Annotated in this window: 30 protein-coding genes and 2 tRNA genes; 18 read left to right on the top strand and 14 right to left on the bottom strand. The window is 56.8% G+C overall.

Annotated features, from left to right (window positions below; genetic code table 11):
* Positions 1–20 precede the first annotated feature (20 nt).
* The 5 genes from U6037_RS01540 (at position 21) to U6037_RS01520 (ending at position 3,883) form a co-directional block, all read left to right on the top strand.
* Positions 21–96: transfer RNA gene (locus tag U6037_RS01540), tRNA-Phe, on the top strand.
* A gap of 586 nt (positions 97–682) precedes the next feature.
* Positions 683–1,762: a hypothetical protein gene (locus U6037_RS01535; protein ID WP_322845572.1), complete on the top strand. Its 1,080-nt coding sequence runs from the start codon at positions 683–685 to the stop codon at positions 1,760–1,762.
* 76 nt (positions 1,763–1,838) lie between these two features.
* Positions 1,839–2,630, top strand: a complete 792-nt coding sequence (locus U6037_RS01530) for a TSUP family transporter (protein WP_007909181.1) — start codon at positions 1,839–1,841, stop codon at positions 2,628–2,630.
* Positions 2,627–3,487 (top strand): alpha/beta hydrolase, encoded by an 861-nt coding sequence (locus U6037_RS01525; protein ID WP_322845571.1) that lies wholly within the window; start codon positions 2,627–2,629, stop codon positions 3,485–3,487. Before U6037_RS01530 ends, U6037_RS01525 begins: the two co-directional genes overlap by 4 nt.
* Before the next feature lie 42 nt (positions 3,488–3,529).
* Positions 3,530–3,883: a hypothetical protein gene (locus U6037_RS01520; RefSeq protein ID WP_322845570.1), complete on the top strand. Its 354-nt coding sequence runs from the start codon at positions 3,530–3,532 to the stop codon at positions 3,881–3,883.
* Here the strand turns inward: U6037_RS01520 and U6037_RS01515 are convergent.
* Together U6037_RS01515 and U6037_RS01510 are read right to left on the bottom strand one after the other, a co-directional pair.
* The gene (locus U6037_RS01515) at positions 3,880–4,170 is read right to left on the bottom strand and encodes a YceK/YidQ family lipoprotein (RefSeq protein ID WP_322845569.1); all 291 of its coding nucleotides are present in this window, start codon (positions 4,168–4,170) and stop codon (positions 3,880–3,882) included. The two genes, U6037_RS01520 and U6037_RS01515, sit on opposite strands and share 4 nt — an antisense overlap.
* A gap of 75 nt (positions 4,171–4,245) precedes the next feature.
* Complete coding sequence (locus U6037_RS01510) at positions 4,246–4,695, bottom strand: carboxypeptidase regulatory-like domain-containing protein (protein WP_322845568.1); 450 nt, start codon at positions 4,693–4,695, stop codon at positions 4,246–4,248.
* A 259-nt stretch (positions 4,696–4,954) separates the two neighbouring features.
* Between U6037_RS01510 and U6037_RS01505 the strand changes: the two genes are divergently transcribed.
* The 4 genes from U6037_RS01505 to U6037_RS01490 all read left to right on the top strand — a co-directional run bounded on the left by U6037_RS01505 (position 4,955) and on the right by U6037_RS01490 (position 7,958).
* Positions 4,955–6,013: a PDDEXK nuclease domain-containing protein gene (locus tag U6037_RS01505; protein WP_322845567.1), complete on the top strand. Its 1,059-nt coding sequence runs from the start codon at positions 4,955–4,957 to the stop codon at positions 6,011–6,013.
* Positions 6,014–6,081: 68 nt separating this feature from the next.
* Positions 6,082–7,056: an alpha/beta fold hydrolase gene (locus U6037_RS01500; protein WP_322845566.1), complete on the top strand. Its 975-nt coding sequence runs from the start codon at positions 6,082–6,084 to the stop codon at positions 7,054–7,056.
* Positions 7,057–7,085: 29 nt separating this feature from the next.
* Positions 7,086–7,499, top strand: a complete 414-nt coding sequence (locus tag U6037_RS01495) for a hypothetical protein (protein WP_007909170.1) — start codon at positions 7,086–7,088, stop codon at positions 7,497–7,499.
* 6 nt (positions 7,500–7,505) lie between these two features.
* A complete protein-coding gene (locus U6037_RS01490) occupies positions 7,506–7,958 on the top strand; it encodes a hypothetical protein (protein ID WP_322845565.1) in 453 nt (150 codons plus the stop codon).
* A gap of 69 nt (positions 7,959–8,027) precedes the next feature.
* Here U6037_RS01490 and gabP read toward each other — a convergent pair whose 3' ends face one another.
* Entirely contained in the window at positions 8,028–9,419 is a 1,392-nt protein-coding gene (gene gabP / locus U6037_RS01485) for a GABA permease (protein ID WP_322845564.1), read from the bottom strand.
* 554 nt (positions 9,420–9,973) lie between these two features.
* Between gabP and U6037_RS01480 the strand changes: the two genes are divergently transcribed.
* From U6037_RS01480 to U6037_RS01450, 7 genes are all read left to right on the top strand, one after another.
* A complete protein-coding gene (locus tag U6037_RS01480) occupies positions 9,974–10,747 on the top strand; it encodes an ABC transporter ATP-binding protein (protein WP_007909167.1) in 774 nt (257 codons plus the stop codon).
* Between the two features lie 13 nt (positions 10,748–10,760).
* Complete coding sequence (locus tag U6037_RS01475; RefSeq protein WP_034153033.1) at positions 10,761–11,510, top strand: ABC transporter substrate-binding protein; 750 nt, start codon at positions 10,761–10,763, stop codon at positions 11,508–11,510.
* A 78-nt stretch (positions 11,511–11,588) separates the two neighbouring features.
* Entirely contained in the window at positions 11,589–12,281 is a 693-nt protein-coding gene (locus U6037_RS01470; RefSeq protein WP_322845563.1) for an ABC transporter permease, read from the top strand.
* Positions 12,281–12,970, top strand: a complete 690-nt coding sequence (locus tag U6037_RS01465) for an ABC transporter permease (RefSeq protein WP_007909164.1) — start codon at positions 12,281–12,283, stop codon at positions 12,968–12,970. Before U6037_RS01470 ends, U6037_RS01465 begins: the two co-directional genes overlap by 1 nt.
* Positions 12,951–14,186 (top strand): methyltransferase, encoded by a 1,236-nt coding sequence (locus U6037_RS01460; protein ID WP_322845562.1) that lies wholly within the window; start codon positions 12,951–12,953, stop codon positions 14,184–14,186. Before U6037_RS01465 ends, U6037_RS01460 begins: the two co-directional genes overlap by 20 nt.
* A 429-nt stretch (positions 14,187–14,615) precedes the next feature.
* Positions 14,616–14,691: transfer RNA gene (locus tag U6037_RS01455), tRNA-Thr, on the top strand.
* A 231-nt stretch (positions 14,692–14,922) separates the two neighbouring features.
* Positions 14,923–16,080: an AAA family ATPase gene (locus tag U6037_RS01450; protein WP_322845561.1), complete on the top strand. Its 1,158-nt coding sequence runs from the start codon at positions 14,923–14,925 to the stop codon at positions 16,078–16,080.
* A gap of 62 nt (positions 16,081–16,142) precedes the next feature.
* Here U6037_RS01450 and U6037_RS01445 read toward each other — a convergent pair whose 3' ends face one another.
* Together U6037_RS01445 and U6037_RS01440 are read right to left on the bottom strand one after the other, a co-directional pair.
* Positions 16,143–16,427, bottom strand: coding sequence for a helix-turn-helix domain-containing protein (locus U6037_RS01445; RefSeq protein ID WP_016986316.1), 285 nt, complete (start codon positions 16,425–16,427; stop codon positions 16,143–16,145).
* Complete coding sequence (locus U6037_RS01440; protein ID WP_322845560.1) at positions 16,417–16,734, bottom strand: transcriptional regulator; 318 nt, start codon at positions 16,732–16,734, stop codon at positions 16,417–16,419. Before U6037_RS01440 ends, U6037_RS01445 begins: the two co-directional genes overlap by 11 nt.
* Positions 16,735–17,205: 471 nt before the next feature.
* Here U6037_RS01440 and U6037_RS01435 point away from each other — a divergent pair, with 471 nt between their 5' ends.
* Positions 17,206–17,487: a DUF3077 domain-containing protein gene (locus U6037_RS01435; protein ID WP_322845559.1), complete on the top strand. Its 282-nt coding sequence runs from the start codon at positions 17,206–17,208 to the stop codon at positions 17,485–17,487.
* Positions 17,488–17,529: 42 nt separating this feature from the next.
* Here the strand turns inward: U6037_RS01435 and U6037_RS01430 are convergent, their stop codons facing one another.
* The 3 genes from U6037_RS01430 to U6037_RS01420 all read right to left on the bottom strand — a co-directional run bounded on the left by U6037_RS01430 (position 17,530) and on the right by U6037_RS01420 (position 19,433).
* Positions 17,530–18,195 carry an RES family NAD+ phosphorylase gene (locus tag U6037_RS01430; RefSeq protein WP_416221714.1) on the bottom strand — a complete coding sequence of 222 codons (666 nt, stop codon included), beginning with the start codon at positions 18,193–18,195 and terminating at the stop codon, positions 17,530–17,532.
* 11 nt (positions 18,196–18,206) lie between these two features.
* Entirely contained in the window at positions 18,207–18,614 is a 408-nt protein-coding gene (locus U6037_RS01425) for an MbcA/ParS/Xre antitoxin family protein (RefSeq protein WP_322845557.1), read from the bottom strand.
* Between the two features lie 255 nt (positions 18,615–18,869).
* The gene (locus U6037_RS01420) at positions 18,870–19,433 is read right to left on the bottom strand and encodes a PBECR2 nuclease fold domain-containing protein (protein ID WP_322845556.1); all 564 of its coding nucleotides are present in this window, start codon (positions 19,431–19,433) and stop codon (positions 18,870–18,872) included.
* 449 nt (positions 19,434–19,882) lie between these two features.
* Between U6037_RS01420 and U6037_RS01415 the strand changes: the two genes are divergently transcribed.
* A complete protein-coding gene (locus tag U6037_RS01415; RefSeq protein ID WP_150708002.1) occupies positions 19,883–20,809 on the top strand; it encodes a LysR family transcriptional regulator in 927 nt (308 codons plus the stop codon).
* Here the strand turns inward: U6037_RS01415 and U6037_RS01410 are convergent.
* The 6 genes from U6037_RS01410 to U6037_RS01385 form a co-directional block, all read right to left on the bottom strand.
* The gene (locus U6037_RS01410) at positions 20,726–21,043 is read right to left on the bottom strand and encodes an AzlD domain-containing protein (RefSeq protein ID WP_007952614.1); all 318 of its coding nucleotides are present in this window, start codon (positions 21,041–21,043) and stop codon (positions 20,726–20,728) included. The genes U6037_RS01415 and U6037_RS01410 overlap by 84 nt on opposite strands.
* Entirely contained in the window at positions 21,022–21,738 is a 717-nt protein-coding gene (locus tag U6037_RS01405) for an AzlC family ABC transporter permease (protein WP_129387687.1), read from the bottom strand. Before U6037_RS01405 ends, U6037_RS01410 begins: the two co-directional genes overlap by 22 nt.
* Positions 21,735–22,112, bottom strand: a complete 378-nt coding sequence (locus U6037_RS01400) for a GNAT family N-acetyltransferase (RefSeq protein WP_322847272.1) — start codon at positions 22,110–22,112, stop codon at positions 21,735–21,737. The genes U6037_RS01405 and U6037_RS01400 overlap by 4 nt, the downstream gene beginning before the upstream one ends.
* A 79-nt stretch (positions 22,113–22,191) precedes the next feature.
* Positions 22,192–22,938, bottom strand: a complete 747-nt coding sequence (locus U6037_RS01395) for a 2OG-Fe dioxygenase family protein (RefSeq protein ID WP_116029292.1) — start codon at positions 22,936–22,938, stop codon at positions 22,192–22,194.
* A 232-nt stretch (positions 22,939–23,170) separates the two neighbouring features.
* Positions 23,171–24,457, bottom strand: coding sequence for an OprD family porin (locus U6037_RS01390; RefSeq protein ID WP_322845555.1), 1,287 nt, complete (start codon positions 24,455–24,457; stop codon positions 23,171–23,173).
* Between the two features lie 297 nt (positions 24,458–24,754).
* Positions 24,755–25,423 carry a DsbA family protein gene (locus U6037_RS01385; RefSeq protein ID WP_322845554.1) on the bottom strand — a complete coding sequence of 223 codons (669 nt, stop codon included), beginning with the start codon at positions 25,421–25,423 and terminating at the stop codon, positions 24,755–24,757.
* Between the last annotated feature and the right edge of the window lie 92 nt (positions 25,424–25,515).

The raw sequence follows: 25,515 nt of genomic DNA, 5'->3' as shown, positions 1-25,515 counted from the left end.
CCCTTTTAATGCGCCCCGTTGCCCAGATAGCTCAGTCGGTAGAGCAGGGGATTGAAAATCCCCGTGTCGGCGGTTCGATTCCGTCTCTGGGCACCAAATACCGAAAACCCTGAATCGCAAGATTCAGGGTTTTTTTATGCCTGCGATTCAACAGGCCGTACTTCATCCCCTCTTTCAGTGCTTTTGCTGGCCATTATTTTGATGTTAGGCTCCGTCAGCTTTTTCCGGCAGGTCATTGCTGACTGTCGAAAATAATCGCCGAGTACTTCAGTCCTGATGACCGGCATTTAACGCATTACCCGAATAACGCACTCCGCGCCCTCGAACCCTCGAACCCTCGGAATCTATCGAGGTTATTGCAGGCAGCAGGAGAGTTGCGTCTGCGAGCAGGATCGCTCGCAGAACCAAGCCCCCTCATAAAGTTGTCATGGAGGACAAGACCTCAGCGCAGGTCATCTGCTGTTGTTTCAACTGTCAGGCAAGCGACAGCAAACACGGACCCGGCATCAACATTTGTTTGAAATGTCGTGTCACAGCGCCCTGTGCCCTCCCGAAAAAACCAGACCTGTATCAACTCGCCCACGTCCGGATCTGTGCGTGCGCCACACGCATGCATCATCGAAACAGCCAACAGCTCCCATAAAAAAATACAAAGGGAGCCGATACGACAGGGATGTAAAAAATGACCGAAGTCCTACAACAAACCAATAAAACCGTTGAGTCTTTAGTTGAACAGGAAGTCAGAACTTTCAGTTTTGATACGCAACAAGCAAAGCTGCTGCACACCTTCTCCGAAGAACTGGCGGTCATGGGCGGGCCACAAGCCGCAGGCGCAAAGTCCAAGGCCTCGCTGGCAGCGACCGAGTTGAAGTTTTCGTTTTCCAAGAATCAATGCGAACTGCTTGGCGCGTACTCCGACGGCCTCGTTTCCCTGCTGATTTTTGAGGGCATGCACACATTCACCGAGACCAGCCCACCTGATGAACTTCCCGAGCTGGACGCGCTGGAGAACCGTCACGACGTACTGTGTCTGGCGGCACGTAATCAGATTCTGTTGAAACTGGTGGATAACAGCTCTTTTGCTTACGACATGGACAACGAAGGAAAACTGGTCCGACTCGTCGCCAACTTCAAGGGCGGCGGACTGACCAAAATCAATGATGAACCGGAAATCAAAGAGCTGAGTTCCCATTCCGGTCTCGCCCTCGGCCCGCACACCGAAGCGCCGTACTGGTGCGCCGTGAACGCGAAAGACGGGCACTCACCCTCGCCTTCGTCGTTGATACTTTCGGCGCTGTGGAATCCAAGCCTGGAACCGACCTCGGTGATTCCGTTGCCACCTCTGCTGGACGAAATCGGCGTCACTGGATGCCTCGCACTGACGACAGGCAGCTTCCAGTTCACCCGCAGCGACTCTTTCGTCAACGGTAAGGGCGAAGACGGCCGTAATGTTTCGATTCTGGAGTTCGACGACAACGTCGGATTCGCTGCGCGTTTCAACTCGTACCGTTTTTCGGTCAACGAAAACGCCTCGGACTTTGTAAAAGACGCTTATTCCGCGCTTTGCCAAAGCGTGGGTGAAGCATCACCGGTTCAATACACGCTGACGCAAGAGTCGGCGATGGTGATCAACAATGTCCGGGCGCTGCACTGTCGCGATGTCATTAAAGACAATCGACGGGTATTGGTGCGCATCTTCGGTCTGTCGAAGTTCTCATCCCCCATTGTCATTTCAGACGATCCGCTGCTGATACAGGGCTGAGATTCACTGCACGGCAAGGCTGTTGAACGGCCAGTCATGTGAATGACTGGTCAATAACTATAAAAGGGAAAATGTAATGGCTTGGGATGTAATTGGCATGTTGGCGCTCGTGGCTTTTTGCGCCGGTTTTTTTGATGCGATTGCCGGTGGCGGCGGACTGATCACATTGCCTGCCTTGTTTCTGGCCGGTGTCGATCCGATCAGTGCGATTGCCACCAACAAGTTCCAGGCTGCGTCGGCCACTATCTCGGCCACGGTCACTTTTGCTCGCAAAGGCATGATTGAATGGCGCGAAGGACGTTTCCTGGTTATCTGCGCATTTCTGGGTGGCGCCAGCGGAGCACTTTTGGTCAGTTCTATTGATAAGCGCTACCTGGAAGTGTGCGTGCCCGTCATGCTTATTCTGGTGGCGATCTACTTTGCGCTCTCGCCGAAACTGGCCAATGAGGATCGACGCAAGAGAATCGGCATTCTGCTCTTCTCGTTCACCGTGGCACCCATCCTGGGTTTCTACGACGGTATCTTCGGTCCGGGCGTAGGCTCGTTCTTTATCGTCGGTTTCGTGCTGCTTTGCGGGCTTGGCATGATGCGCGCCATGAGCTTCACCAAACTGGCCAACGCTTCGTGCAACCTGGGTTCGCTGTCAGTCTTCATCACCAAAGGCGTGATCATCTGGCCGATCGCGATTGCCATGGCTTTGGCAGCCTTTCTCGGCGCACAACTCGGCGCCAGAGCCGCCGTGCGGGTCGGCCCACGCTTGATCAAACCCATGTTGATCGTGGTCTGCTGTGCCCTGGCGATCAAGCTGCTGAGCGTGGAGACCAATCCATTGCGTGTTGCTGTCCTGCACACCCTGGCAGCCCTGTGATCAATCGGTTGGTATTGACCGGCGCGTCTCGACTTCAATCTCGATTGCAGTTCAATGAGGCGCCAACAGGTCCCGAGTTTTTCTTTTCGCAGAACTTTGCGGGCTACCAACTGGAAGCTCGAGTACTGAGCGGCTCCGACGGCGAAGCGTCAATGCCAAAGGTGCTGGCGATTCACGGCGCCCGCTCTGACTATTCGCGACTCAACACCATTCTGCACCCCTTGCAGGCGCTGGGGGTTGCCAGCCTGAGCTTCAATCTTTCCGGGCACGGCCCCGGCGCTGACGTCGCCCTCGAGGACAGTTCGCTGGCGCAAAACCTTCAGGAGGCTTTGCAGTTTGCCGGTCATCTTGGCGCCGAACTCAGCACAGTGATCGGCCACAGCCTGGGGGGCGCACTGGCGCTCAAGGTGGCGCAAGTGCATCGCGCTTCAGTCAGGCATATCGTGCTGTTCTGTCCTGCCCTGTATGCGGAGGCGGCCTGGCCGCAACCGTTTGGACCACCCTTCAAAAGCGCCATTTCCGTGCCTTACGGTTTTCTCGACTCGTCATCGCTGGATTTCCTGCGCACGTTCGACGGCAAGGTCTTGCTGGTGATCGGCGAATACGATGGCCTTCGATCAACCGCGTTTGGCGGGATTCCCGGTACGTCTGCCGGGACGCAGCAAATGAGAGCGCGCGTGATCAATAGCGCCATTCCTCATGAGGTCATCGAGGCCATTGAAAAGAGTCTGGCCCCCCATCAGTTCAGAAAAATCGTGCTGCCAGAGTGTGATCACGCTGTATCAACGTGGCTCAGGGAAAACCCGCTGCACGCGGCGGATCTGGCGAACGAGATAGCGCGGTTCATCAATGCCTGATCGCCGCTGTGCCGCCACAACAGAAAACAGGTCCCAAGCGTCATGAACCAAAGGAAAACCCGCGTCCCCCTGCCCCATCCGCCACCCTATCGCCCAAGTCGGGTGACTTACTGGCTGACTGTTCTCGTTGCTCTGCTGATTACTTTCGCCATCGGGCTGTCGATGTGGATGCTGATCGACAGCTGGATCACCGGCTCTATCACCACCAATAATCGCGGCCCGCGCAGCACTTACACCCTGGCCCTGCAACCGCGGCAGTTCTGGTTCGAGTTTGTCTGGCAGAGCGTTGCCACAGTGTTTCTGCTGGCAGTGGGTGTGTTCGGCGTGTGGATCTATCGCAAAGTGCAAGAGCCAGTGCACACGCCGAAGAGCAAGCGTCGCGCAAAGAAAACCTAAAGCGTATTGATGTAATCGACAGGCAACAAAACCGTGTCCAGAGCGGCGTCCACTGGCAGGGATACGACGGTAATAAGCGGACAGACAATCATCATGTAACAGACGATCGCCGCCGGCATGCCATCGCTGCCGCCGCCACGCACACCCAGCAGGTGAAGGTTGCCATCCACCCCACGGTAATACTGAGCATCGGACAAACCGTCATTCAAACGCCCGATAAACGTTCCGCAGCCGGCCAACTGCAATAACAGGCCGATGACACCAACAGTACGCAAAATCCCTTTCAAACCAGCGTTTCCTTACGTCACAAAGATGAGGCGCGGGATTGTACCCGCGCCTCGGCTTGGCAATCACATCCATCGCTATCCAGCGTCATTCCAGTGGAACACCAGATTGCGCGCCGTGCCGCTGCCAACGTCGGTCACGTCGTGCCGCGTTTCGCCTTTACGCGTGGCCACCACCGTGTACTTCCCGGGTGGTAGTTGCACATATACCAATGGGCCCGTCTGGTTAAGCGTCAGTACGGTTTGCCCTGGCGACTTTTCAATCATCACATCGACATCAGCGGTGTACTCGTCCTGCGCGCCGACTGCGAACGTCATGTGCAGGTTGTAACCGCTGCTTTGCTGAATGGCCTTCGCCTCATCCTCACCGATCCCGCCGGCCAGATAAGTGACGCCGTTCTGTTGTTGCTGCTGAACTTGCACCCCGGCACTGTCGATGGGCTCAAGACTGGCTGCCTGCAACATCACCGGAAACAACAATGCAGCGACGGCGGCGATGGGCAGCATGAATGAAAGAACGCGTTTCATGATCACGACTCCCGGGTTCGTGTAGAACCCAACCGTTACTCCTTTTAGATTTTGCGTACCGGGGTGGGTTTTAGATTGTTTGGAACTTGGTGCGTGTACGAAATGGACTACAGATCATTTCGTTCTGGCGCATCTTTCAACGGCAACGTCCTGCAACATCAATCCCCTCTTCCTTCCCATATCACCGGCTCGCCCGACATACGCGGTCGGCGACTCTGGGCATGCTTTGACGCCTGTTTCCAACGATGTGGAAGAGCCGATGAGCCCGCTAAAACCTGCTGACACGCAAGACCCGAAAATCGATTCATTGTTGGGGGAGCTAGGCGAACTGATTCGCCAGGCGCGGCAAAAAGTGCTGCGTGCGGTGGATACGATTCAAGTGCAGACCTGCTGGCAGATCGGCAGGCATATTGTCGAGTTTGAACAAGAGGGAGCCCAGCGTGCGGGGTATGGCAAACAGCTGATCGGCCTACTGGCGAAGGATCTGACTGAGCAGTTCGGAAAAGGCTTTGATGAAACCAATTTGTGGAAGATGCGCCTGTTTTATCAAAAATTTCCAATTCGAGACGCACTGCGTCCCGAATTGAGCTGGACCCACTACCGCCGACTACTGCGGGTCGAAAGCGAAAAAGCACGCCATTGGTACATGGACGAATGCGCCAACCTGAACTGGTCAAGCCGCGCCCTCGATCGCCAGATCCTCACGCTCTACTACGAGCGGCTTCTCATGAGTCGCGACAAAGCCGATGTCATCGAAGAAGCCACCACCAATATCGAAGCGCTGAAATGCAACCCGCGTGAATTCATTCGCGACCCCGTGATGCTCGAGTTTCTCGGTCTGCCCTCAGCAGGCAAGGTCAGGGAAAGCGGTCTCGAGCAAGCCCTCATCGACCACCTGCAGGGCTTCCTGCTTGAGCTGGGCAAAGGCTTTTCCTTTGTCGCCCGCCAACAACGCATCAGTACCGACGGCGTCGATCTGTACATCGATCTGGTGTTCTACAACTACCTGCTCAAATGCTTTGTGATCATTGATCTCAAACGCGGCAAGCTCAGCGCCCGCGATGTCGGGCAGATGGACATGTATGTGCGCATGTACGACGAGCTCATGCGCAGCGAGGGCGACAAACCGACTGTTGGCATCATTCTGTCTGCCGAGAGCAACGAATCGGTGGCGCGCTACTCAATGCTCAAGGGCAATGAGCAACTGTTCGCCAGCAGTTACAAGACGATCCTGCCGAGTGAAGAAGAGCTGCGTGCAGAACTCAATCGCGAACAGGCCTTGATCGAAGAGCGAATGCTCACTCAATCCACTGAATAAAACCTGTGGATTGTTCCCGGGCGGCACGGCGACTATCGTTGGCAGCTTACCCGTCAAGGTCGAGAGTCATGAGCTGTCAGGACATGCCCGCAACGCAGAATGTGCAGTCAATGTCACCGACTCTGGCTGCAACGCCAGGGGAGCCTTTCAAGGAATCGGCTGCCGACGGGTATGTCCTTGGCGGTTTTACCTGGCGCCACGCATCACCCGATGCTCAACGCCCGGTGGTCATCATCAACGCCGCCACCTCAGTGCGTTGCCGCCACTACTCGCGCTTCGCAGCTTATTTGTTCGCCAATGGCTTCGACGTGATGACCTACGACTACCGCGGCATCGGCGAATCGCGCTCCGTGTCGATCAAAGGCTTGGATGCTTCATGGACAGATTGGGGCGCGCTGGATTTCGAGGCGATGCTCAAACGCGCGCAACGGGAGTTTCCCGGTCAGCCAATCGACGTGGTCGGTCACAGTTTTGGCGGTTGCGCGGCAGGTCTGGGCGAGTCCGGGCGGGTTATCCGACGGCTGGTCACCGTTGGTGCGCAGTTCGCCTACTGGCGCGATTACGCCCCCGAGCATCGCTGGCGCATGTTCGGCAAATGGCATGTCGTCATGCCGTTGCTGACGCTGTTCTACGGCTTTTTCCCCGGCAAGCGGCTCGGCTGGCTGGAAGATACGCCGACAGGCGTTGTGCGCGACTGGAGCACGCCTGCCACGCGTTACGAACAGCGCCCAAGTGGGTGCGCACTGATGAAAAAGACCGGCGCCCTGCCCTTCGCCAACGTCCGCGCGCAAACCTTGGCCATCAGCATCAGCGACGATCCCTATGGCACGATTCCAGCCATCGAACGCCTGCTCGGTTACTTCAGCAACGCGGCAAAAACCCACCTGCGCATCGATCCGCAGGACATCGGCGAACAACAAGTCGGACATTTCGCCTTTTTTCGCAGCGCATACCAAGCCACACTATGGCCCATCGCTCTGACCTGGCTGCAAACCGGCGCACTGGCCCCCGACACACCCGGGCGGCAAGTCCCGCGCAGCTGAGCCCCTCTCAACGCACGACGGAACACATCATGGCCTCCGCCAACAAGCAGCAGAAACGCGCCACCCGGGCCAAAGCCAAGGCCAAGCAAAACCGCACCAAACGCGCTGAAACGCCGGTCGAGCTGGACCCGAACGATGACCGCATCGATTTCGAGTCGGTGGACCTGACCGAGCTGTTCAAGAAAATGATCGACGCCGAGAAGATCAGCCAGCAAGCGCTGTGCAGCGCATTCCTCGAAGACCCGCTGCTGGAGCTGGTCTACGAACAGGAAGGCGAAGAAGGCGCGATGGATTTCATCCTCGCCGCGCTGATCGAGTATCGCCAGTGGTCGCAGGAAACCGACGAAGCCGGCGCGCTGGCGTGGATCGAATCCCCGGCCTTCCAGGCCGACTATGTGGCGGCGTCCGACGCGATCGCCGCGCAAACCCAACAGAAGAACTGAGTTCCCATGGCATCCCTGAACAAGCAACAGAAACGCGCCAAACGCGCCAAGGCCAAAGCCAAGCAAATCCGTATGGTCGGCCGCAAGCCGCTGGAGCAGGACGAAGATCTCGACCACCTCGCCGAGCCGGTGCCGGAATACGTCCTGGCGATGTTCAGCAAAATGCGCGACGCCGAAGCCATCAGCCGCAACGAAATGCTGCTGACCCTGCTGCGTGAACTGGCGTTCGTCATCGTTGACCATCCAGAGCTGCTGGACATGGAAAACGCCGACAACGAAGGCATGGCCGCCACCCACCTGGCCGCCGACATGCTGATCGACTACCGCATGTGGGCCGAAGGCGTAACGATCGAAGAAGCCCAGGCCTGGCTGAGCGAGCCGCAGTTCATCACCGATTTCGGGGTTGCGCTGGATGCGTATGGCAAGTCAGTGGACACCCAGGAAGAAAAGAGCGAATAACCCCTCTCACAAACAAAAACGGCCGCTCGTCATCACTGACAGCGGCCGTTTTGCATTACGCGTAACGGATCAGTTCAACACCACCGCGCCACGTTTTTCCAGCTTGCGACGGCGTGCAACCAGCAAACCGGCAGCCACCACCATCAGGCTCAGCAGGCCAGTCGCGAGGATCTCCACGCGATGCGCTTCCTGGAACAACATGATGGTCAGGGCTGCGACGATGAAGATGATCACCGCGTAGGTCAGGCCCGGGAACAGCCACATGCTGAAGACGATTTTCTCGCCGCGCGCCATGCGCTGTTTGCGCATACGCAGTTGCGAGAAGGCGATTACCAGGTACACCAACAGTGCGATCGCGCCGGAGCTGGCCAGCAGGAATTCGAACACGGCGGCCGGGGCCACATAGTTGGCGAAGGTGCACAGGAACGCCGCGCCGGTGGACAGCATCACCGCCCAGTAAGGCGTACCGCTTTTGTTCACCCGAGTTGCCATGGCCGGGGCATCGCCACGCTTGCCGAGGGAGAAGAGCATGCGCGACGAGGTGTACAGCGCCGAGTTCAGGCAGCTGGTTACCGCGACCAGAACCACGATGTCGACGATCATCTTGGCGTTCGGGATGCCCATGCGCTCAAGCACGGTCTGGTAGGAACCGAGGTTAGCCAGCGTAGGATCGTTCCAAGGCACCAGGGCCACAACGATGAAGATCGACACGAGGTAGAACAAGCCGATCCGCCAGATCACCGAGTTGGTGGCTTTGGAGATTTGCTTGCCCGGGTTTTTCGATTCCGCGGCCGCGATGGTCACGATTTCGGTACCCATGAAGGAGAACATGGTGGTCAGGATCGCGCCCAGTACCGCACCCATGCCGTTAGGCAGGAAGCCGCCGCTGTCGAACAGGTGCGAAACGCCGCTGACCTGGCTGTTCGGCAGGAAGCCGAAGATCGCCGCCAGACCGAGGGCAATGAAGCCGATGATTGCCAGCACTTTGATCAGGGCAAACCAGAATTCGAACTCGCCGTAATTCTTCACGCTGAACAGGTTGGTAACGGTCAACAGCAGGGTGATGACCAGCGCGAAGGCCCAGATGCCGACGTCAGGGAACCAGGCGTGCAGGATGGTCGCGGCGGCGTTGGCTTCCAGCGGAATCACCAAGACCCAGAACCACCAGTACAACCAGCCGATGGTGAAACCGGCCCAGTGGCCGATGGCACGGTCGGCGTACGTCGAGAAGGAGCCCGTGTCCGGCGAGGCAACGGCCATTTCGCCGAGCATGCGCATCACCAACACCACCAAGGTACCAGCGGCGGCGTAAGCCAGCAGCACGGCAGGGCCGGCGGCAGCGATGGCGTGGCCGGAGCCAACGAACAGACCGGCGCCGATGACACCGGCGATCGACAACATGGTCACATGACGCGGTTTGAGCCCCTGTTCGAGGCCATTGGAGCTTGGGGTACTGCTCATCGAAACTACCTTTGCAAGGAAAGCGATTCAGTCCGTCCTGCCTGGTGTGTTCTTTCTCGTAAAAAGAAACCAACAGGGCGTTCCGGATTCTGCACGCAATAAATGCGCCAAAATGTTTCAAAGTCTTTTGGCTCGCGGCTTTGCGCGCGACCGGATGGTCATCGCAAGTCCTTGAGATTAATGGCTATTCGCCAGAGCGTTACCCTGCGACTCACTTTCAAGACGAATTCGCGCACCAGAAACACACTGAAAAAGTGTGGGATGCACAATAAAAGGGCGAATCCGGAACGTTCGGCCGGATAGCGCTTCCAACACCCCGCCAAAGCTGGCAACATCGCGCCTTTTTTTACGCGACACCCACGGGTTTGCACGATCAAACACCCGTTCGGTTGTTGATGGGGCGACAGTCTGCTGTGCCGATGCGACAACCTGCCACATGCCACCCGTTAACCGCTCGTAGCGCTGTTGGCTGCCATTGAAACGCTATGCTAGCTTGGCCGCCTCGCCAGGAAGGCCATCCAACAGCAGGAGCGCAACATATATGAGGAACGCACATGGCTGAGGCCACGCCCGCGCTTGAAATCCGCAACTTGCACAAACGCTACGGACAGCTTGAGGTGCTGAAAGGCATCTCGCTGACCGCCCGCGACGGCGATGTGATCTCGATCCTCGGTTCCTCCGGTTCCGGCAAGTCCACGTTCCTGCGTTGCATCAATCTGCTGGAAAACCCGCACCAGGGCCAGATTCTGGTGGCCGGTGAAGAACTCAAGCTCAAGGCCGCCAAGAATGGCGAACTGGTTGCCGCCGACGGCAAACAGATCAACCGTCTGCGCTCCGAGATTGGTTTTGTGTTTCAAAACTTTAATCTGTGGCCGCACATGAGCATCCTCGACAACATCATCGAGGCGCCGCGCCGCGTGCTCGGCCAGAGCAAAGCGGAGGCGATCGAAGTCGCCGAAGCACTGCTGGCCAAGGTCGGCATCGCCGACAAGCGCCACGCCTACCCGGCGCAACTGTCCGGCGGTCAGCAACAGCGCGCGGCGATTGCCCGCACGCTGGCGATGCAACCGAAGGTGATCCTGTTCGACGAACCCACCTCCGCGCTTGACCCGGAAATGGTTCAGGAAGTACTTAGTGTCATCCGCGCATTGGCCGAGGAAGGCCGTACCATGCTGCTCGTGACCCACGAAATGGGTTTCGCCCGTCAGGTCTCCAGCGAAGTGGTGTTCCTTCATCAGGGCCTTATAGAAGAGCAAGGATCGCCTCAGCAGGTGTTCGAAAACCCGCTTTCGGCGCGCTGCAAACAATTCATGTCCAGCAACCGCTAACGGAGCAACATGCATGCAGAATTTCAAGAAGGTCTTCCTGGCCGCCGCCGTCACCCTCGCGTTCAGCGCCGGCGCGATGGCTGAAACCCTGAAGATGGGCATCGAAGCGGCCTACCCGCCGTTCAACAACAAAGACGCCAGCGGCAACGTGGTCGGCTTCGACAAAGACATCGGCGACGCCCTCTGCGCGAAGATGAAAGTCGAGTGCACCGTGGTCACTTCCGACTGGGACGGCATCATTCCGGCCCTGAACGCGAAGAAGTTCGACTTCCTGATCTCCTCGCTGTCGATCACCGAAGAGCGCAAGGGCGCGGTCGACTTCACCGACCCGTACTACTCGAACAAGCTGCAGTTCATCGCGCCGAAAAACGTCGACTTCAAAACCGACAAGGACTCGCTGAAAGGCAAGACCATCGGTACTCAGCGTGCCACTCTGGCCGGTACCTGGCTGGAAGACACCTACGCCGATGACATCAAGGTCAGCCTCTACGACACCCAGGAAAACGCTTACCTCGACCTGACTTCCGGTCGTGTCGACGCGATCCTCGCCGACAAGTACGCCAACTACGACTGGCTGAAAAGCGACGCCGGCAAGAATTACGAGTTCAAAGGTGACCCGGTCGTAGAAAGCGACAAGATCGGCATCGCTGTGCGTAAAGGCGACCCACTGCGTGAGAAGTTGAACGCTGCTCTGAAGGAAATCGTCGCCGACGGTACCTACAAGAAGATCAACGACAAGTACTTCCCGTTCAGCATCTATTGATCCTGACCTGTGGGACTGGCGCCGTGATTCGACGGCGCCGGCTCCCGACTTTGCCTGCCGCAATTTGAACAGAAACCCATGATTATCGACCTCTACGGATTCGGCCCGGCCCTCACTGCCGGCGCGCTGATGACCGTCCAACTGGCTCTCACCGCCCTGTGCCTGGGACTGGTACTCGGCCTGCTCGGCGCCTTGGCCAAGACTTCCCCGTACAAGCCGCTGCAATGGCTTGGCGGCACTTATTCGACCCTGGTGCGTGGCGTCCCGGAATTGCTCTGGGTCCTGTTGATCTACTTCGGTACGGTCAACCTGATGCGCGCCCTCGGTGAGTTCTTCGGCAACCCCGACCTGCAACTCAACGCCTTCGCCGCCGGTGTAATCGCTCTGGGCCTGTGCTTCGGCGCCTATGCCACGGAAGTGTTCCGCGGCGCGATCCTCGCCATTCCCAAAGGCCACCGTGAGGCCGGCCAGGCCCTGGGCCTGTCGAAATGGCGGATCTTCACCCGGCTGATCATGCCGCAGATGTGGCGTATCGCCCTGCCCGGCCTGGGCAATCTGTTCATGATCCTGATGAAGGACACCGCGCTGGTCTCGGTGATCGGCCTGGAAGAAATCATGCGTCACGCGCAAATCGGCGTGACCGTGTCGAAACAACCGTTCACCTTCTATATGGTCGCCGCGATCATGTACCTGGGCCTGACCGTGCTGGCGATGACCGGCATGCACTTCCTGGAAAAACGCGCCGCTCGCGGCTTTGCGAGGAGCGCCTAATGAACTGGGAAGTCATCATCAAGTGGCTGCCGAAACTGGCGCAGGGCGCGACCCTGACCCTGGAACTGGTGGCCATCGCGGTGATTGCCGGTCTGCTGCTGGCAATTCCGCTGGGCATCGCCCGTTCTTCGAAGCTGTGGTACGTGCGTTCGCTGCCTTACGCCTACATCTTCTTTTTCCGTGGCACACCGCTGCTGGTTCAGCTGTTCCTGGTTTATTACGGCCTGGCGCAGTTCGACGCAGTGCGTGAAAGCGCGTTGTGGCCGTACCTGCGCGATCCGTTCTGGTGCGCAACCGTAACCATGACTCTGCACACGGCGGCGTACATCGCCGAGATCCTGCGCGGGGCGATTCAGGCGATTCCGCCGGGCGAGATCGAAGCGGCGCGGGCCTTGGGCATGTCCAAGCCGAAAGCGATGTTCTACATCATCCTTCCGCGTGCCGCGCGCATCGGCCTGCCGGCCTACAGCAACGAAGTGATCCTGATGCTCAAGGCCAGCGCGCTGGCTAGCACCGTGACGCTGCTGGAACTGACCGGCATGGCGCGCACGATCATCGCCCGCACCTATCTGCCGGTGGAGATCTTCTTCGCCGCGGGCGTGTTCTATCTGCTGATGGCTTACGTGCTGGTCCGCGGCTTCAAGCTGTTGGAGCGCTGGCTGCGCGTCGATGCCTGCCAAGGGCGTTGATTCTTCCTACGTGCTGACGGGCGAGGACTTACTCGCCCGCTTCACGGCGCTGGATGCTTTTTTGATTGAGCATCAGGCGCTGTGGAAACCTCGACCGTTCACACATCTTTCGCTTGCTTGGGAAGCGTCCTACCCGGAACTGGCCTTGTGGCTGCGCGGGCGGTCGCTGGAAGACGCGGAAAACGCTCACAACCAACCTGCTGATCTTGTTGATGCGCCGGAGCCGTTTGCTTCATTGGCGGCGTTGTCGGCTGAGCTGAGTGCTATTGGTGAGTTGCCGGGGCATGCACTGGAAGTTGCGGGCCATCGATTGAATGTCGATGTGCCGGGGCGCAAGTGGCAGCAGATCGAGGCGTTTGCCAGCCGTTTGTCCTTTGCTTCGCAGCCGACGCACTGGCTGGATTGGTGTTCGGGCAAGGGGCATTTGGGGCGGCGCTTGCTGGGCGCGGGGCAGCAACTGACTTGCGTTGAATACGATCCGCTATTGGTTGCCAGCGGTCAGGCGTTAAGTCAGCGCCATCATCTGCACGCTTTGCATGTGCAGCAGGACGTACTGGCGGCGGACGCCTCTGCCGTATTGAGCGCGACTCAAACTCCCGTCGCACTCCACGCCTGCGGCGATTTGCACGTGCGCTTGATGCAACTGGCCAGCGCTGCCGGTTGCCGGCAAATGGCGATCGCGCCCTGCTGCTACAACCGCGTCAGTCGCAGTGAATATCAGGCTTTGTCTTCGGCCGGTTCGGGATCGCTCCTACAGCTCTCGCTGGAAGATCTGGCACTGCCGATGAGCGAAACCGTCACCGCTGGTGCTCGCGTCCGACGTCTGCGCGACATCTCGATGGCCCGTCGTTTAGCCTTCGACCTGCTGCAACGGCAAGTGCGTGGCGTCGACGAATACCTGCCGACGCCCTCCCTGCCCAGCGCCTGGCTGGAAAAACCGTTCGCTGATTACTGTCGAGATGTGGCTGTGCTCAAAGAGTTATCCACAATCGGTGCGCCAGATTGGCTCGCAATCGAAGCCGCCGGTTGGCAGCGGTTGGCCGAAGTTCGTAACCTCGAATTGCTTCGCGGATTGTTCCGACGGCCACTTGAGCTTTGGCTGAATCTGGATCGGGCGCTTTTCCTCGAAGAACAGGGATACGTCGTACGCCTCGGCACCTTTTGCGATACCACGCTTACACCGCGTAATTTGCTGCTACTGGCCGAACGCGCTTAAAACGTTACAGCCTGTGGATAACTCTGTTGATGGTTTTCCCATGGATCCAATATCTGCGCCTGTTTCGCGGCCTTAACAGCACTGGTCATTTTTTGTTCATATAAATAAAAAACCTGTAAAACAGGGATTTGCGAACAAAATGAGAATGGGTTCACAAAACCTCGCCTGACTTCGATTTCGTGCCTTTCAGTTGTGCATAAGCTGCCAATCAAAACGACATAACCGCCGAACAATGGGCTCGCCGAGTGAATAATTGCAGCCTCGCGAAAGCCTAAACTCCACTGCCTGCCCTGCAAAACAGCCCTATCGTGCGTAAGGCGCAAATGCTGTGTTACGCATTGCGCAGGACTTAATTTGCTGTGATGCAAAAATAGTCTGAATTCAGGGGTTTACAGGATCTTCCCAATCGCTATAATCGTCGCCCACAACGCCGGTATAGCTCAGTTGGTAGAGCAACTGACTTGTAATCAGTAGGTCCCGGGTTCGACTCCTGGTGCCGGCACCATACAAAACAAAGCCCCTGCAGAAATGCAGGGGCTTTGTTGTTTCTGGGGTGGTCATATTTTTGGCAGTGTTTCTGCTTCAGTAGAAATTGCTCCCTTCTTCCCCGTACTCGCCACACTTCCGCTTACAAACCCCGAAAGCATCGCTTTGCCTCATAAGTTCACACTTCAGTCTTTATGCCAAATTATGAGCTGGCGATAATTATTGTGTGGGCATAAAGAGGTGTAATCGTATGAGCCGCATTTTTCAGCGCCCTGTATTGGCTGAATCAATGGCACGCCAGCTTCTCAATCCAGATGTACTCGATGAAAGTCTGCGCTCAGGGCTCTTTCTGTTTGGCCTGCGCCGCACAGGCAAAACGACGTTTCTGAGGAACGACCTTATCCCGGCCTTGGAAGAAGCAGGTGCTTTGGTCATCTACGTCGACTTATGGAGCGACACTCTGGCCAACCCGGCAACGCTCGTGCACAACGCCATCCGGGAAACCCTGAAAGATCTTCAAACACCTGGCTCCTCTGCCTTGGAAACATTCAAACGAGTCAGCAATGTTGAAATCGGCGCCGCTGGGTTCAAGTTCGGCTTCAAACTCGACAGCATTGGCAACGTCGACGGCCCAACACTGGCGCAAGCACTCACCGAAGTCGTAGATCAAGCCAGGACTGATCTGGTGTTGATCATTGACGAGGTGCAGCACGCCATTTCCTCAGACGACGGCAATCAGCTGCTCCTGGCACTCAAAGCCGCCCGCGATGCAATCAACCCTCGTCCGAAAACGCCGGGATACTTTCTATTTATCGGAACAGGTTCGCACAGAGCACAAGTCAGCGAACTGACCGCCAAACGCAACCACGCCTTTTCCGGAGCCACGTCAGCAGCCTATCCATTGCTGAAAGGCGATTACGTTGAATTCCTGCTCAACCGACTCGCAATGACAGTGAAGAAGGACAAGTTGCCGTCCCTCGAAGCCGCTGTCGAAGCGTTCAACACTTTGGGAAATCGCCCTGAAGAAATGTTGAAGGCCCTACGCCAACTCTTGCAGCAAGAGGGCGAGCCCGATGTTTTCCTACCCGTAATAGCCAGCACATTACGCTCGGCCGCGGCGAGCATCGAGCTGGAAAAAGTCGAGCAACTGGGTAGCTTGGCTCAAGCCGTTTTCAACAAAATCGTATCCACAGAAGGCGATGCTCGCGGAATTTTCTCCACTGACGCAGCGGCCGAGTATTCGAAGTCAGTCGGGCGAGAGGTGCGGGTCGAAGAGATTCAACCGGTGGTGATTGCGCTGGTTGCCGAGAACATCATCATGCGACGCGGGCATGGGATCTACGCCATTACAGATCAGTTTGTTCAAGAGATCTGGCTGGAAGAGCGGGCTTTGATTGAGGGGAGTTAGGCCGCTAGGTATACGTTACAAAAAAAGCCCCTGTAGAGATGCAGGGGCTTTGTTATTTCAGATTAAGCAGGATGCAGATCCCGCAGCGCTTCAGGATGCTGACTGGCAACCCTCAGAAGAGTTTGCGCCGCACCAGTCGGCTGCCTGCGACCTTGCTCCCAATCCTGCAAAGTCCGCAAACTCACCCCAATCAACTTGGCAAACGCACTTTGAGAAACGCCCACTTTGGCACGTGCTTCCGCTGCCGCAGAGAGCGGCACCTGCGTTACACGCGCGGCCTTCCCGGCCTTCATCTGACGTACAGATTCCAGCAAGTCCTGCTGGAATTGCTCCAGTTCATCGACCATCGCTGATTTCCTCCTTCAGTTGCTTAAGGAAAGCTACGGGCAAGTTGTCGAGCTTTGCCTTGGTGTAGGCAATGAGCAACCAAATCGAGCCTTCAGAAAGCGTGTTGTAATAAATGATACGTGTACCGCCTCGCTTACCCATGCCGGTGCGAGTCCACCGCACCTTGCGCAAACCTCCACTGCCAGGCACGACATCACCAGCCAGAGGATTTGCAGCAAGCCAATTTATGAATTCATGGCGCTCACCATCGACCCATATGGCGTCTGCATAGTGCTTGAACATTTCCGTTTCGATGATTGTATACATGAACCTGACTATACGGCTACGCCGTACAAACAAACCATAAACGTTTATAGGGACAGATCGACGAAATGCATGGCGCGAAGCCTTGTGAAATCTGTTGTAACGACAAGCCACTACTAGCCACCGTTGCTCATTCGCCCCTCGCAGAGCTACCGTTCAGTTCGTCGCTGCCAATTCAGCGACCGGGCCTGAGAACCCGCGTAAGATGCAGGCGCACCAGCGCCCCAAACCACGATTGCCGACGCTGTTTTAGTGTCCGCATTCACGTGCAATGGCGGCTGTGCGTGGGAGACCTTCGGGTCTGCCGGGTTCCTGTATCTCCGGTTTCTCAGCCTGCGCATAGCTGCCACCTTTTCGCCTGAGAACGAAATAGCAGCTCTCATTTGATACAGGGAGTTCACAAATGAAAGCCATTGATCCGTCAGCACACCGGTCACTTCACGCCCGTCCATCTCGAACGGAAGGTGAAGCGAAATGACCCATTCTCAAGATCTGAAAACCCTCGGCCTCACCCACTTTTCCTTCCACTCCAATCAAGCGATGTTCCGCACCAATCGTGGTGTGCCCGTAATCGCCGCCCTTTCCCACGCCTCATACTTGCTTCACATTTCACGACTGCTCACTGCGGACACTTCAGTTTCTCGCGACCCTGACCTTCACGCGTATGCCTCGCAGTATCTGCAGGAGTTAAGCAAGGCGCTGATCGATGATGTCGTGAAAGTGATGGATACGCCGCCGGACAAGCCGTTGATGTGAACGCCGGTGTCAGGCCCTCGCCGATGCGAGGGCTTTTGCGTTTCAGACCTGACTGATCTCAAGCACAAACGAAATTTTCTGCTGACTCGCACTCCACACATACCGCAAATGCTTGCCCTGCTTCGGAATCGATACCGCTGGAGGTCGAAACGCGGCAACGCATTCATGGCCCGGCAGGCGAACGCTGTTGTAAAGCAGCCCCCACGACTCGGTTTCGCGCAGTTGCCGGGCGAATAGCTGAGACGGCCCGTAAGCCTCCGGATCCGGATTGTGCAGCTCGGGGTGATCGTGACGAATGTCGTGTAACGCTTTAACCACCCGATTAACGTAAGTCCGCATGGTCAATTCAAGGTCCGCTTCTTGGGTCGCCGCAAGAAATCGTTCCTGGTGATAACAGGTCTCGGCGATGGCAGCCGCCTGGCTGCTCGCAGCGTAGTAAACGCCGAAGGTGCCGTCGCAGAACCGACTGCGTTTGCCGATGTGGGTAAAAGCGGCCATCACCGGAGTCGAGCCGGGGCCGGAGAGTCGATCTTTGGGACGCACTCGGGCGAGAACGCCGGCCTGCTCGATCAGGCGATCGTTGGTCAGCGCTTCCAGCGCGTAGGCAACTTCCAGGTCTTCGGGATCGAGCACATCTTCGAACAACGCGATCGGCGGGAAGCTACTGTTGACGATGCGGTAGGCTCGCGGCCATTGCACATCCACCAAATCAGGCACTTTCAACCGCGCACTCCGTCGAGGTAGCGACGCACATCGGCGATATCGACTACGCGTCCGGCGAGCATGTAATCCAGCGCCGTTCGCCCGTTGAACGGCGCCGCTGTGTTCGGACTGCTGACCCACGTGTAGGCGCGGTCGCGGCTGTTGCTGAAGATGATACTCAGCGCCTTGTGAATGCCCATCAGGTAAGAGATGCGCTCAAGCGTGTCATTGGGCAGACGGATATTCGGCAGGTGTTTGTATTTGTAGAACGTGGTGTTGCCGACGCCGCCCAGCAATGTGCGTTGCTGCTCGGCGCTGCAGCCCCAGCGCTCCATGAGGTTGAAGAAGAACTTCAACGCGACGCGACCGGCTTCGGGGGCGTCGCGTTGTTCGCTTGGAGTGAGGGCTGGAGGTGAAGTAGGCATCAGATCGTTACCAACTCGTTATGTGATACATCAAGATTAGTACACATATGAACCAAACAAATAAAGCGCTTCATATGCGGACTCCTATTGCCTATTTTTCGTTTGACTTGCCAATACGCCTGACAGAGAATCGGCCCCAAGAGCGCGAAACCGACTGCCTTCAGGTGGCAATAGTCGGCGTTAGGAACCCCGTTGATGACCTGAATATCAGCGCTCGGGTGAGACCTCTTCTCCCCTGCTTGAGGGAGCACAATATCAAGCACCTACTTCAGAAAAAGCAGCCTCTTCAGGCTGCTTTTTTTGTTTGGCGGTTTGGAAACGCTGATACACCACTATCCCGTGGCGATGCTTATTCAAGGCTTTCTTGTCGCAGTTCATGAAATTCCAAAGAGCGTGTCCATAGTCAGCGTGGATCACCACAAGCATCTGATATTTCGTGTTGTACGCACCGATAAACGCCAGTCGTATCGAGCCGTCATCGTAGGAAATTTGCCAGATTTCCAAGGGGTTCTGAATGGTATCCAGTGCAAACTCGGTGAATCGCTCTCGCGCATTGGGCCTTTTTTCCACGATATGTAGTAGATATTCGCGTCTGACAGTGACTGCGACGTAAGGCGTTTGTATCACGGAGTAACTCTTGCCTTCCGACAACCCAAACCCCGACGCAACTTGCTCCCAAGCCAATTCCAAACTTGTCGCACCAGGAATTTCTCGAGCATTCGAATTCAATAACCTCACTTCGATATCGCGTATGTCCGGTAAGCCAAGGGCTATCCAATTGGTTTGATTGGGAGTAGCGCGCTTTCCTGGCAAATTCATTGGTACCCACCCAGTCGCGCCTTGGCTAGGCGGAAATATCCTTAACTCCAATGGATTCGGCCTTAACAAAATCCTCAAAGTAACAAGTCCATATTTCGCTGGTTTTTGGCGGTGGGGTAACTCAGCCACATCCTCATTTGCAATCGGACGCTTCTGGTATCGGGAAGGATTGCTGCCGAGCGAAGGTGGGAAAAATCGCCACAGCTCTTAGATTCCAAACGAAAAAAAGCGCCCGGGTCCTTCGATCCGGGCACTTTTTTTTGACCCCCATCACCCCCACGTCACCAAAAACCCCGATCCTGTGTCAGCCTCCAGCCATCGGCGGAGACATCGATTCGCTACTAAACCCGCGACAACTATGCTCAGGTGCAGGAATATAGCCAGCATATGGCGCCTGACCGGCAGTCTCGTAAACAACAATACCCAGCCCACTTTAGAGGGCATTACCCATGGATAGCAGAACCTTACGCAACCTCATGCGCATCGTGCAGACCGGCTCGTTGTCGGCCGCAGCCGAGCATTCGTGCCTGACTGTGCAAGCGTTGGCCGCGCAGTTGAACAAGGTCGAAGAGCAGTTCGGTTTCCGCTTGTTTCGACGTTCCAACAAAGGGCTGACGCTGACGCCGCAAGGCACTGAGCTGACGCCGTATATGGACAAAGTGCTGATTGCCACGCGACAGATGGAAGAGAAAGTCGAGGCACTGAAGGTGCCGGGCCAGCGCACGTTGAAGGTTGCGTTGAACAACACCTTGTCGCCGGATTTCAACCGGCGAATGATTGGACGCCTGATCGAGGTGTTTCCCGATTATCAGATGGAATTCAGCTACGCCGAGTCGATGGAAAACCTCAGCAAGCTGAAAAATGAGGACTTCGACCTGGCGGTGCTGATCGGTCCGCAACGGCCGGGTTTGCCAAGCATTGTCTTGCCGGAAGTGCAGGTACAAGTGGTCGGCGCGCATTGTGGTCAGGAGAACGATCCACTGACGTTGCTGGGCAATAAGTTTCAGGTGCGTCCTGCAGAAGATTGTCCGTATTCCCACAGCTTTCTGCGTTTTCTCGACGCTGGGCTGGGCAATCACGAGAACGGCCAGCGCATGGTCTATTCGTGCAGTGAAACGTTGACGCTGTCGCTGATCACGCAGATGGACGCGGTCGGCATGGTTTCGCGTGAGGCCGCGCAAAAGAACGGCCTGACGATTTTCCCAGGTTTCGAGGATTTCCTCGAAGTGCGCCTGGCGGTGAACAATCCGGAGTTGTCGAGCCAGGCGTTGAGTGATGTCGTCGATCTACCGCTACATGAACGAGCCGAGCGCAATGTACGCAGCCGTCCCAACCGCCACACTGAGAAAGAGGTTTTTGCTGAAATACGCACATAACAACGTCGGAATTGCGGCATAGAATTCCGGGCGATCGAGCTGTATGTGCTGATCCTTGATCAACAAGGGAGTCAGGCTGATCGCAGCGACGATCGCCACCGGCAGGTATTCCAGCGCTCGCGCCACGAACGGCGGCCAGTGCTCGGTATTGACTTGCAGTGGCAGGGCGCGTGGCAGGAAGGTCACGGCCATCATCAGCGCGACCACCAGAATCAGGAACGTTTGGTCAGGCATACACCCACTCCGCAGCCCACAAACGTGGCGATAAACACATTGAACGGCGAGCTGCCGACCAGACTCAACGCGCCCATGCACAGCACAGCGGCCGCAGCGGCGATGAGTTTGTTGCGGGTGTTGCACAGCGACACCAGCACGTAGAGCATCATCGCCGTCAGGGCGTAGTCGAGCTGATACTTGATCAGGTGCGCCGCGTACTGCGCGCAGACCGCGCCGAGCAAACCGCCAAGCACCCACGAGGTGTGACAGAACAAGTTGAAGCCGATCAGATAACGCACGTTGACCGGAGCGCCAGTGCCGAGTTTCACACTGTGGAAAGCGAAGGACTCGTCGGTTAAACCTCCGGCGTAGCACCAGCGTTCCATGCGGCTCAATCCGAGGGCGCGCAGAGCCTTGGCCATGTAAACCGACATCAACATGTGCCGCGCGTTGATCAGGAAAGTGGTCAGTACGATAGTCGTCAGCGAGGCGCCGCTGGAGATCAGCGCCAGCGCGGCGAATTGCGAAGCGCCGGCATAGACGAACAAACACATCGCCACTGGCAGCCACATCGGCAACCCGGCGTTGACGGCCATCAACCCGAACACGAATGACACCGTGAAATAACCGGCGACCACCGGGCTGGCTTCGGCAAACGTGCGCGACGGCTGATGGTTGACCATCAACGGCGCACTGCCGGACGTTTCATTCATAGATCCCTCTCAAATGTCCGTTCGCCATGGGGCTCGCAAAAACCCTGGGCAGTCCAAAAACGCTTGCCCGCGAGGTTAGCATCGTCGACGAACAGAAACATCCGTAACACACCGACACGCTTCATGTCTGACGACGCCGCTTCAACCAGTCGTTGACCGACGCCTTGGCTGCGATAGCGCGGGCTGACGGCCAGGTGGTTGATGGTGCCGCGACTGCCGAGCATGCCGCCCAACACCGCACCGACGATTTCGCCTGCAACGTCAAAGGCGAGATAGGACGTGGTGGTTTTCTGAATCAGCACGCCGCGCAGGCACTTGGCGTCCTGCCATTCGCAGAAGGACACTTCGTCGAATTGGCGGAAGTAGCGCTCCATGCGCTGCGCATCCTTGGCCGTGGCGCGTCGCAGCACCACCGGCGTCGAACACTCGACGCCGTCGATTGGAGTGATCTGATTAGCGAACAATGTCGAAAGCGGTCCCGGGCCGCGAGAAGGAAATCGCCAGAATCTGCCGGTACGCCATGGCATGGGTGTGATTGTTGCGCGCTGGCGTCACGTAGTGGCGCATGTCGCGATCGAGGAAGTAAGTGGTGTCGAGAATTTCCTGGTAGGTGGTCGACGCCAGTTGATGCTCGTGGATGTCGTACAAACGACTCTCCGCGCCCTCGACATTGTTGCGCCCCCAGAAGTGCACACCGCTGAACGGATAGCCGTCGCAGTGAATCCCTTCAGGAGTGATTTCCAGTTGTTTGCCGGGTTTGATCTCGATGCGGATCTGATGGATCTGGCACTGCCAGATTTCATCGTGCAGCTCTTCCGGCAGGACGCTTTTGTACACTTCGAAATCGGTGTCGATCAGGCTGCGCATTACCGGCGAAGTAATCACTTCATCGGAGAAGTCCTGAAAGTGCCGCACTAGGCCGCCGACATAGGCGTTGTTTTCCTTGGACTGCACATAGGCGCGATGCTCGAGTTGCTTCAGCTCGCGCGTCTTCGGGTTGTACTCGAAGTCGCTGTAACGACGGTAACGCATGCCGGCTTCGGCCTGACCGTAGTAACTGTCAGGCTCCATGTTTTCCCAACTTTTGGTCAGTCTGACGAAGTCGGCAAAATGACCGTAGAGATTGAAGTCACCACCCTGGACGTTGACATATTTGTCGCGCCGTAGCGATTCGCCCACTTCTCTGTTCAAAACGATCATTACCAAATTCTCCGCTGCGTTGAGCGGCCTAATCTATTAGGTGGAGAATTTGCGTCCATGAGAAAGAATTTCAGGCATTTAAAGCCCTGTTTGAAACGGCGTTTGCAGCGACCTGAAAACAACTTTTACATGACAAAAACACCGGTTTTTTCCGGTTTTCATCGAAAAACCGTCGAAAAAAAACCCCGAACCAGTCGGGGTTTTTCTCATGTTTCTTACACTTGATCAGGCATCAGAAGATGTTGATCGGGTAATCCACGAATACACGCAGTTCGTTACCGCTGCTGTTGTAGTCGGCGGATTTCTGCGAAACGCGCAGGATCGAGCTGCGCAATTTCACGCTAAGGTCTTTGGCCGGACCACTTTGTACGACGTATTTGACCTGATTGAAGATCTCACGCTCGGTACCGCCGCTGCTGGTGTCGGTGGTGATGTTGTCGCCACGCACGTAAGCGAAGTTGTAGCTCAGACCCGGTACGCCGAATGCGCCGAAGTCCAGGCCGTAGCCCAGTTGCCAGCTGCGCTCGTCTTCAGCGTTGAAGTCCGACCAGTAGGAGTTCGCCAGGTAGATGGTGTTGCCACCGTCACCCTGACGGCGACCGTCATTCTGATATCCGCCGTACGGATAACCCAGGTTGCTGTCACCCGTACTGCGCTGGTGAGCCACGGTGAACGAGTGCGGGCCTGTAGCAAACGTGGCTGCCAGGCTCCAGATCTTGTTGTCCTGACCGCCCGTGTTCTTGATGTCCGCATAAGACTTGTCAAGTTTGGTGCGGTAGCCGTTGAAGTCCAGGGTCAGCGACTGATCCTTGTTGATCGGGAACACGTAGTTGGCGTTCACGTACTGCTTCTTCATCACGTCTTCGACGTCGGAAGCGTACAGCGCTGCCTTGAACTGTTCGGTGAACTGATAGCTACCGCCCAACACATTGATCGACTTCAGACCACCGCTGTCACGGCCTTCAGCGCTCTTGCGCGATTCGGCGGTGAAACGACCGGCGTTCAGCTCCAGGCCTTTGATCTCTTTGGAAGTGATCAAAGTGCCGGTGTAGCTTTCTGGCAGCAGACGCGAATTGTCGTAGTTCAGCACCGGCAGGGCCGGCATCTGGTCGCCGTAGGTCAGAACGGTGTTGGAGACACGGAATTTGACCGCTGCACCGAATTTGGACAGATCGTCAGCCGCGTTGCCGCTGTCGCCCTGTTTGAAGAAGTCGATGCCGCCGGCGCCGCTGCGCCCCTTACCACCGTCCAGACGCAGCGCGTACAGACCAAAAGCATCGACACCGACACCCACGGTGCCTTGGGTGAAGCCGGACGAGAACGTACCGATGGCCGCCTGGCCCCACTCGGCTCTGTCCGGGTTACCGTCTTTGTAGTCACGATTGATGTAGGCATTGCGCAGCAGCACTTTGAGGCTGCTGTCTTCAACAAAACCCTTGGACTCGGCCTGGTCGTTAGCCATGGCCTGAGTGGCGCTCAACATCCCCAGTGCGATCAGACTGATTCGCTTGTTCAACATTTTGTTTTCCTTATTACGGGTTGAAACGCGCTGTGTCGAACGGCGGAAACGGCGCTTTTGCACTCTTTTATTCACCCCGAAACAAAAAGGCCCGCCCACGATAACGTGATGGCGGGCCTGCTCCTTGTTTTGAGTCATGGCGGTTGGCCACAGGCGTTGGGCCGAATCGTAGCCGCGCCCTGAACAATGTGTCAATTTCAAGAATCGTCTTTAAATAGGTAAAAATCGTCTAAGAAACGTAAATTTTGCGCTGACTCCTTGCTGGGAAATGCATACAGTCAGTGAATCCAGCGCGTATCAGGCGCAACCATCGATAGAACAAAATGCAGAAGTTTTACCGGTTTCATCGAGGACGATTGCCTGTTTCAACCAATCGGCAAATGCCTGCGGCTTGCCCAGCCAGGGACTGATGTCGACCAACTGGAACGTGCCGTTCTGCTCCAGAGCAATCGTTGGAAAACCCTGGCCGCCTAATTGCGCCAAAAAATGGCGACTGGCTTTTATGTGCCCCTCGCTATCAACGGACTCAAACGCAATGTGGAAATCTTCCTGCGCATAGCCCATCTGCATCGCCAACTCCAACAGCACGGCTGAATCGGCAATGCGTCGCCCTTCTACATAGTGCGCGGTCTGCAACCGCCCCAGCATACGCAAACCGCCTCGGTCGATGGCTTCGGCCGCCATGACCGCAGCAATCGGTGGCGTTGAATCGAAGACGGCTGAGTGATCGCGCAGTAAACCGTCGAAATACGCCTCGCCAAACGGCTGACCGGTGTACTCGGCAATGCGTCGGTCGTGGGGCATGACGTAATTGCGCAATTGCGAGGAAACACGCTGGCGATTGGCACCACTCATCATGCCCCCGGCATGGGCGACCACTGGCAACACAGCCTGCGCCGCTTCTACCAGCGGCTTGGCGCCATAACACCAGCCACACAACGGGTCGTAGATGTAATGAAGAATCATGGGGAAAGCTCCGGCAAAAGTGAGAGAAATCGATGGCGGCAGATTAGTCCCCGCACTCATGCGGAAAAACGCCGGAATGGCTTTCAGTCTGT

The organism is Pseudomonas sp. B33.4, from assembly GCF_034555375.1.
Taxonomy (GTDB): Bacteria; Pseudomonadota; Gammaproteobacteria; order Pseudomonadales; family Pseudomonadaceae; genus Aquipseudomonas.
The sequence above is the reverse complement of the archived record's forward strand: the minus strand, read 5'-3'. Positions and strand labels throughout refer to the sequence as shown.

What these genes read in the sequence shown, in the direction of transcription:
- U6037_RS01425 (WP_322845557.1), bottom strand. Translation starts at nt 18,614, where the DNA reads ATGCCTACTTCACCTCCAGCCCTCACTCCAAGCGAACAACGCGACGCC.
- U6037_RS01465 (WP_007909164.1), top strand. Translation starts at nt 12,281, where the DNA reads ATGAACTGGGAAGTCATCATCAAGTGGCTGCCGAAACTGGCGCAGGGC.
- U6037_RS01415 (WP_150708002.1), top strand. Translation starts at nt 19,883, where the DNA reads ATGGATAGCAGAACCTTACGCAACCTCATGCGCATCGTGCAGACCGGC.
- U6037_RS01400 (WP_322847272.1), bottom strand. Translation starts at nt 22,112, where the DNA reads ATGGAGCGCTACTTCCGCCAATTCGACGAAGTGTCCTTCTGCGAATGG.
- U6037_RS01505 (WP_322845567.1), top strand. Translation starts at nt 4,955, where the DNA reads ATGAGCCCGCTAAAACCTGCTGACACGCAAGACCCGAAAATCGATTCA.
- U6037_RS01500 (WP_322845566.1), top strand. Translation starts at nt 6,082, where the DNA reads ATGAGCTGTCAGGACATGCCCGCAACGCAGAATGTGCAGTCAATGTCA.
- U6037_RS01470 (WP_322845563.1), top strand. Translation starts at nt 11,589, where the DNA reads ATGATTATCGACCTCTACGGATTCGGCCCGGCCCTCACTGCCGGCGCG.
- U6037_RS01475 (WP_034153033.1), top strand. Translation starts at nt 10,761, where the DNA reads ATGCAGAATTTCAAGAAGGTCTTCCTGGCCGCCGCCGTCACCCTCGCG.
- U6037_RS01405 (WP_129387687.1), bottom strand. Translation starts at nt 21,738, where the DNA reads ATGAATGAAACGTCCGGCAGTGCGCCGTTGATGGTCAACCATCAGCCG.
- U6037_RS01460 (WP_322845562.1), top strand. Translation starts at nt 12,951, where the DNA reads ATGCCTGCCAAGGGCGTTGATTCTTCCTACGTGCTGACGGGCGAGGAC.
- U6037_RS01490 (WP_322845565.1), top strand. Translation starts at nt 7,506, where the DNA reads ATGGCATCCCTGAACAAGCAACAGAAACGCGCCAAACGCGCCAAGGCC.
- U6037_RS01520 (WP_322845570.1), top strand. Translation starts at nt 3,530, where the DNA reads ATGAACCAAAGGAAAACCCGCGTCCCCCTGCCCCATCCGCCACCCTAT.
- U6037_RS01440 (WP_322845560.1), bottom strand. Translation starts at nt 16,734, where the DNA reads ATGTATACAATCATCGAAACGGAAATGTTCAAGCACTATGCAGACGCC.
- U6037_RS01495 (WP_007909170.1), top strand. Translation starts at nt 7,086, where the DNA reads ATGGCCTCCGCCAACAAGCAGCAGAAACGCGCCACCCGGGCCAAAGCC.
- U6037_RS01435 (WP_322845559.1), top strand. Translation starts at nt 17,206, where the DNA reads ATGACCCATTCTCAAGATCTGAAAACCCTCGGCCTCACCCACTTTTCC.
- U6037_RS01385 (WP_322845554.1), bottom strand. Translation starts at nt 25,423, where the DNA reads ATGATTCTTCATTACATCTACGACCCGTTGTGTGGCTGGTGTTATGGC.
- U6037_RS01395 (WP_116029292.1), bottom strand. Translation starts at nt 22,938, where the DNA reads ATGATCGTTTTGAACAGAGAAGTGGGCGAATCGCTACGGCGCGACAAA.
- U6037_RS01450 (WP_322845561.1), top strand. Translation starts at nt 14,923, where the DNA reads ATGAGCCGCATTTTTCAGCGCCCTGTATTGGCTGAATCAATGGCACGC.
- U6037_RS01390 (WP_322845555.1), bottom strand. Translation starts at nt 24,457, where the DNA reads ATGTTGAACAAGCGAATCAGTCTGATCGCACTGGGGATGTTGAGCGCC.
- U6037_RS01420 (WP_322845556.1), bottom strand. Translation starts at nt 19,433, where the DNA reads ATGAATTTGCCAGGAAAGCGCGCTACTCCCAATCAAACCAATTGGATA.
- U6037_RS01480 (WP_007909167.1), top strand. Translation starts at nt 9,974, where the DNA reads ATGGCTGAGGCCACGCCCGCGCTTGAAATCCGCAACTTGCACAAACGC.
- U6037_RS01410 (WP_007952614.1), bottom strand. Translation starts at nt 21,043, where the DNA reads ATGCCTGACCAAACGTTCCTGATTCTGGTGGTCGCGCTGATGATGGCC.
- U6037_RS01535 (WP_322845572.1), top strand. Translation starts at nt 683, where the DNA reads ATGACCGAAGTCCTACAACAAACCAATAAAACCGTTGAGTCTTTAGTT.
- U6037_RS01510 (WP_322845568.1), bottom strand. Translation starts at nt 4,695, where the DNA reads ATGAAACGCGTTCTTTCATTCATGCTGCCCATCGCCGCCGTCGCTGCA.
- U6037_RS01530 (WP_007909181.1), top strand. Translation starts at nt 1,839, where the DNA reads ATGGCTTGGGATGTAATTGGCATGTTGGCGCTCGTGGCTTTTTGCGCC.
- U6037_RS01445 (WP_016986316.1), bottom strand. Translation starts at nt 16,427, where the DNA reads ATGGTCGATGAACTGGAGCAATTCCAGCAGGACTTGCTGGAATCTGTA.
- gabP (WP_322845564.1), bottom strand. Translation starts at nt 9,419, where the DNA reads ATGAGCAGTACCCCAAGCTCCAATGGCCTCGAACAGGGGCTCAAACCG.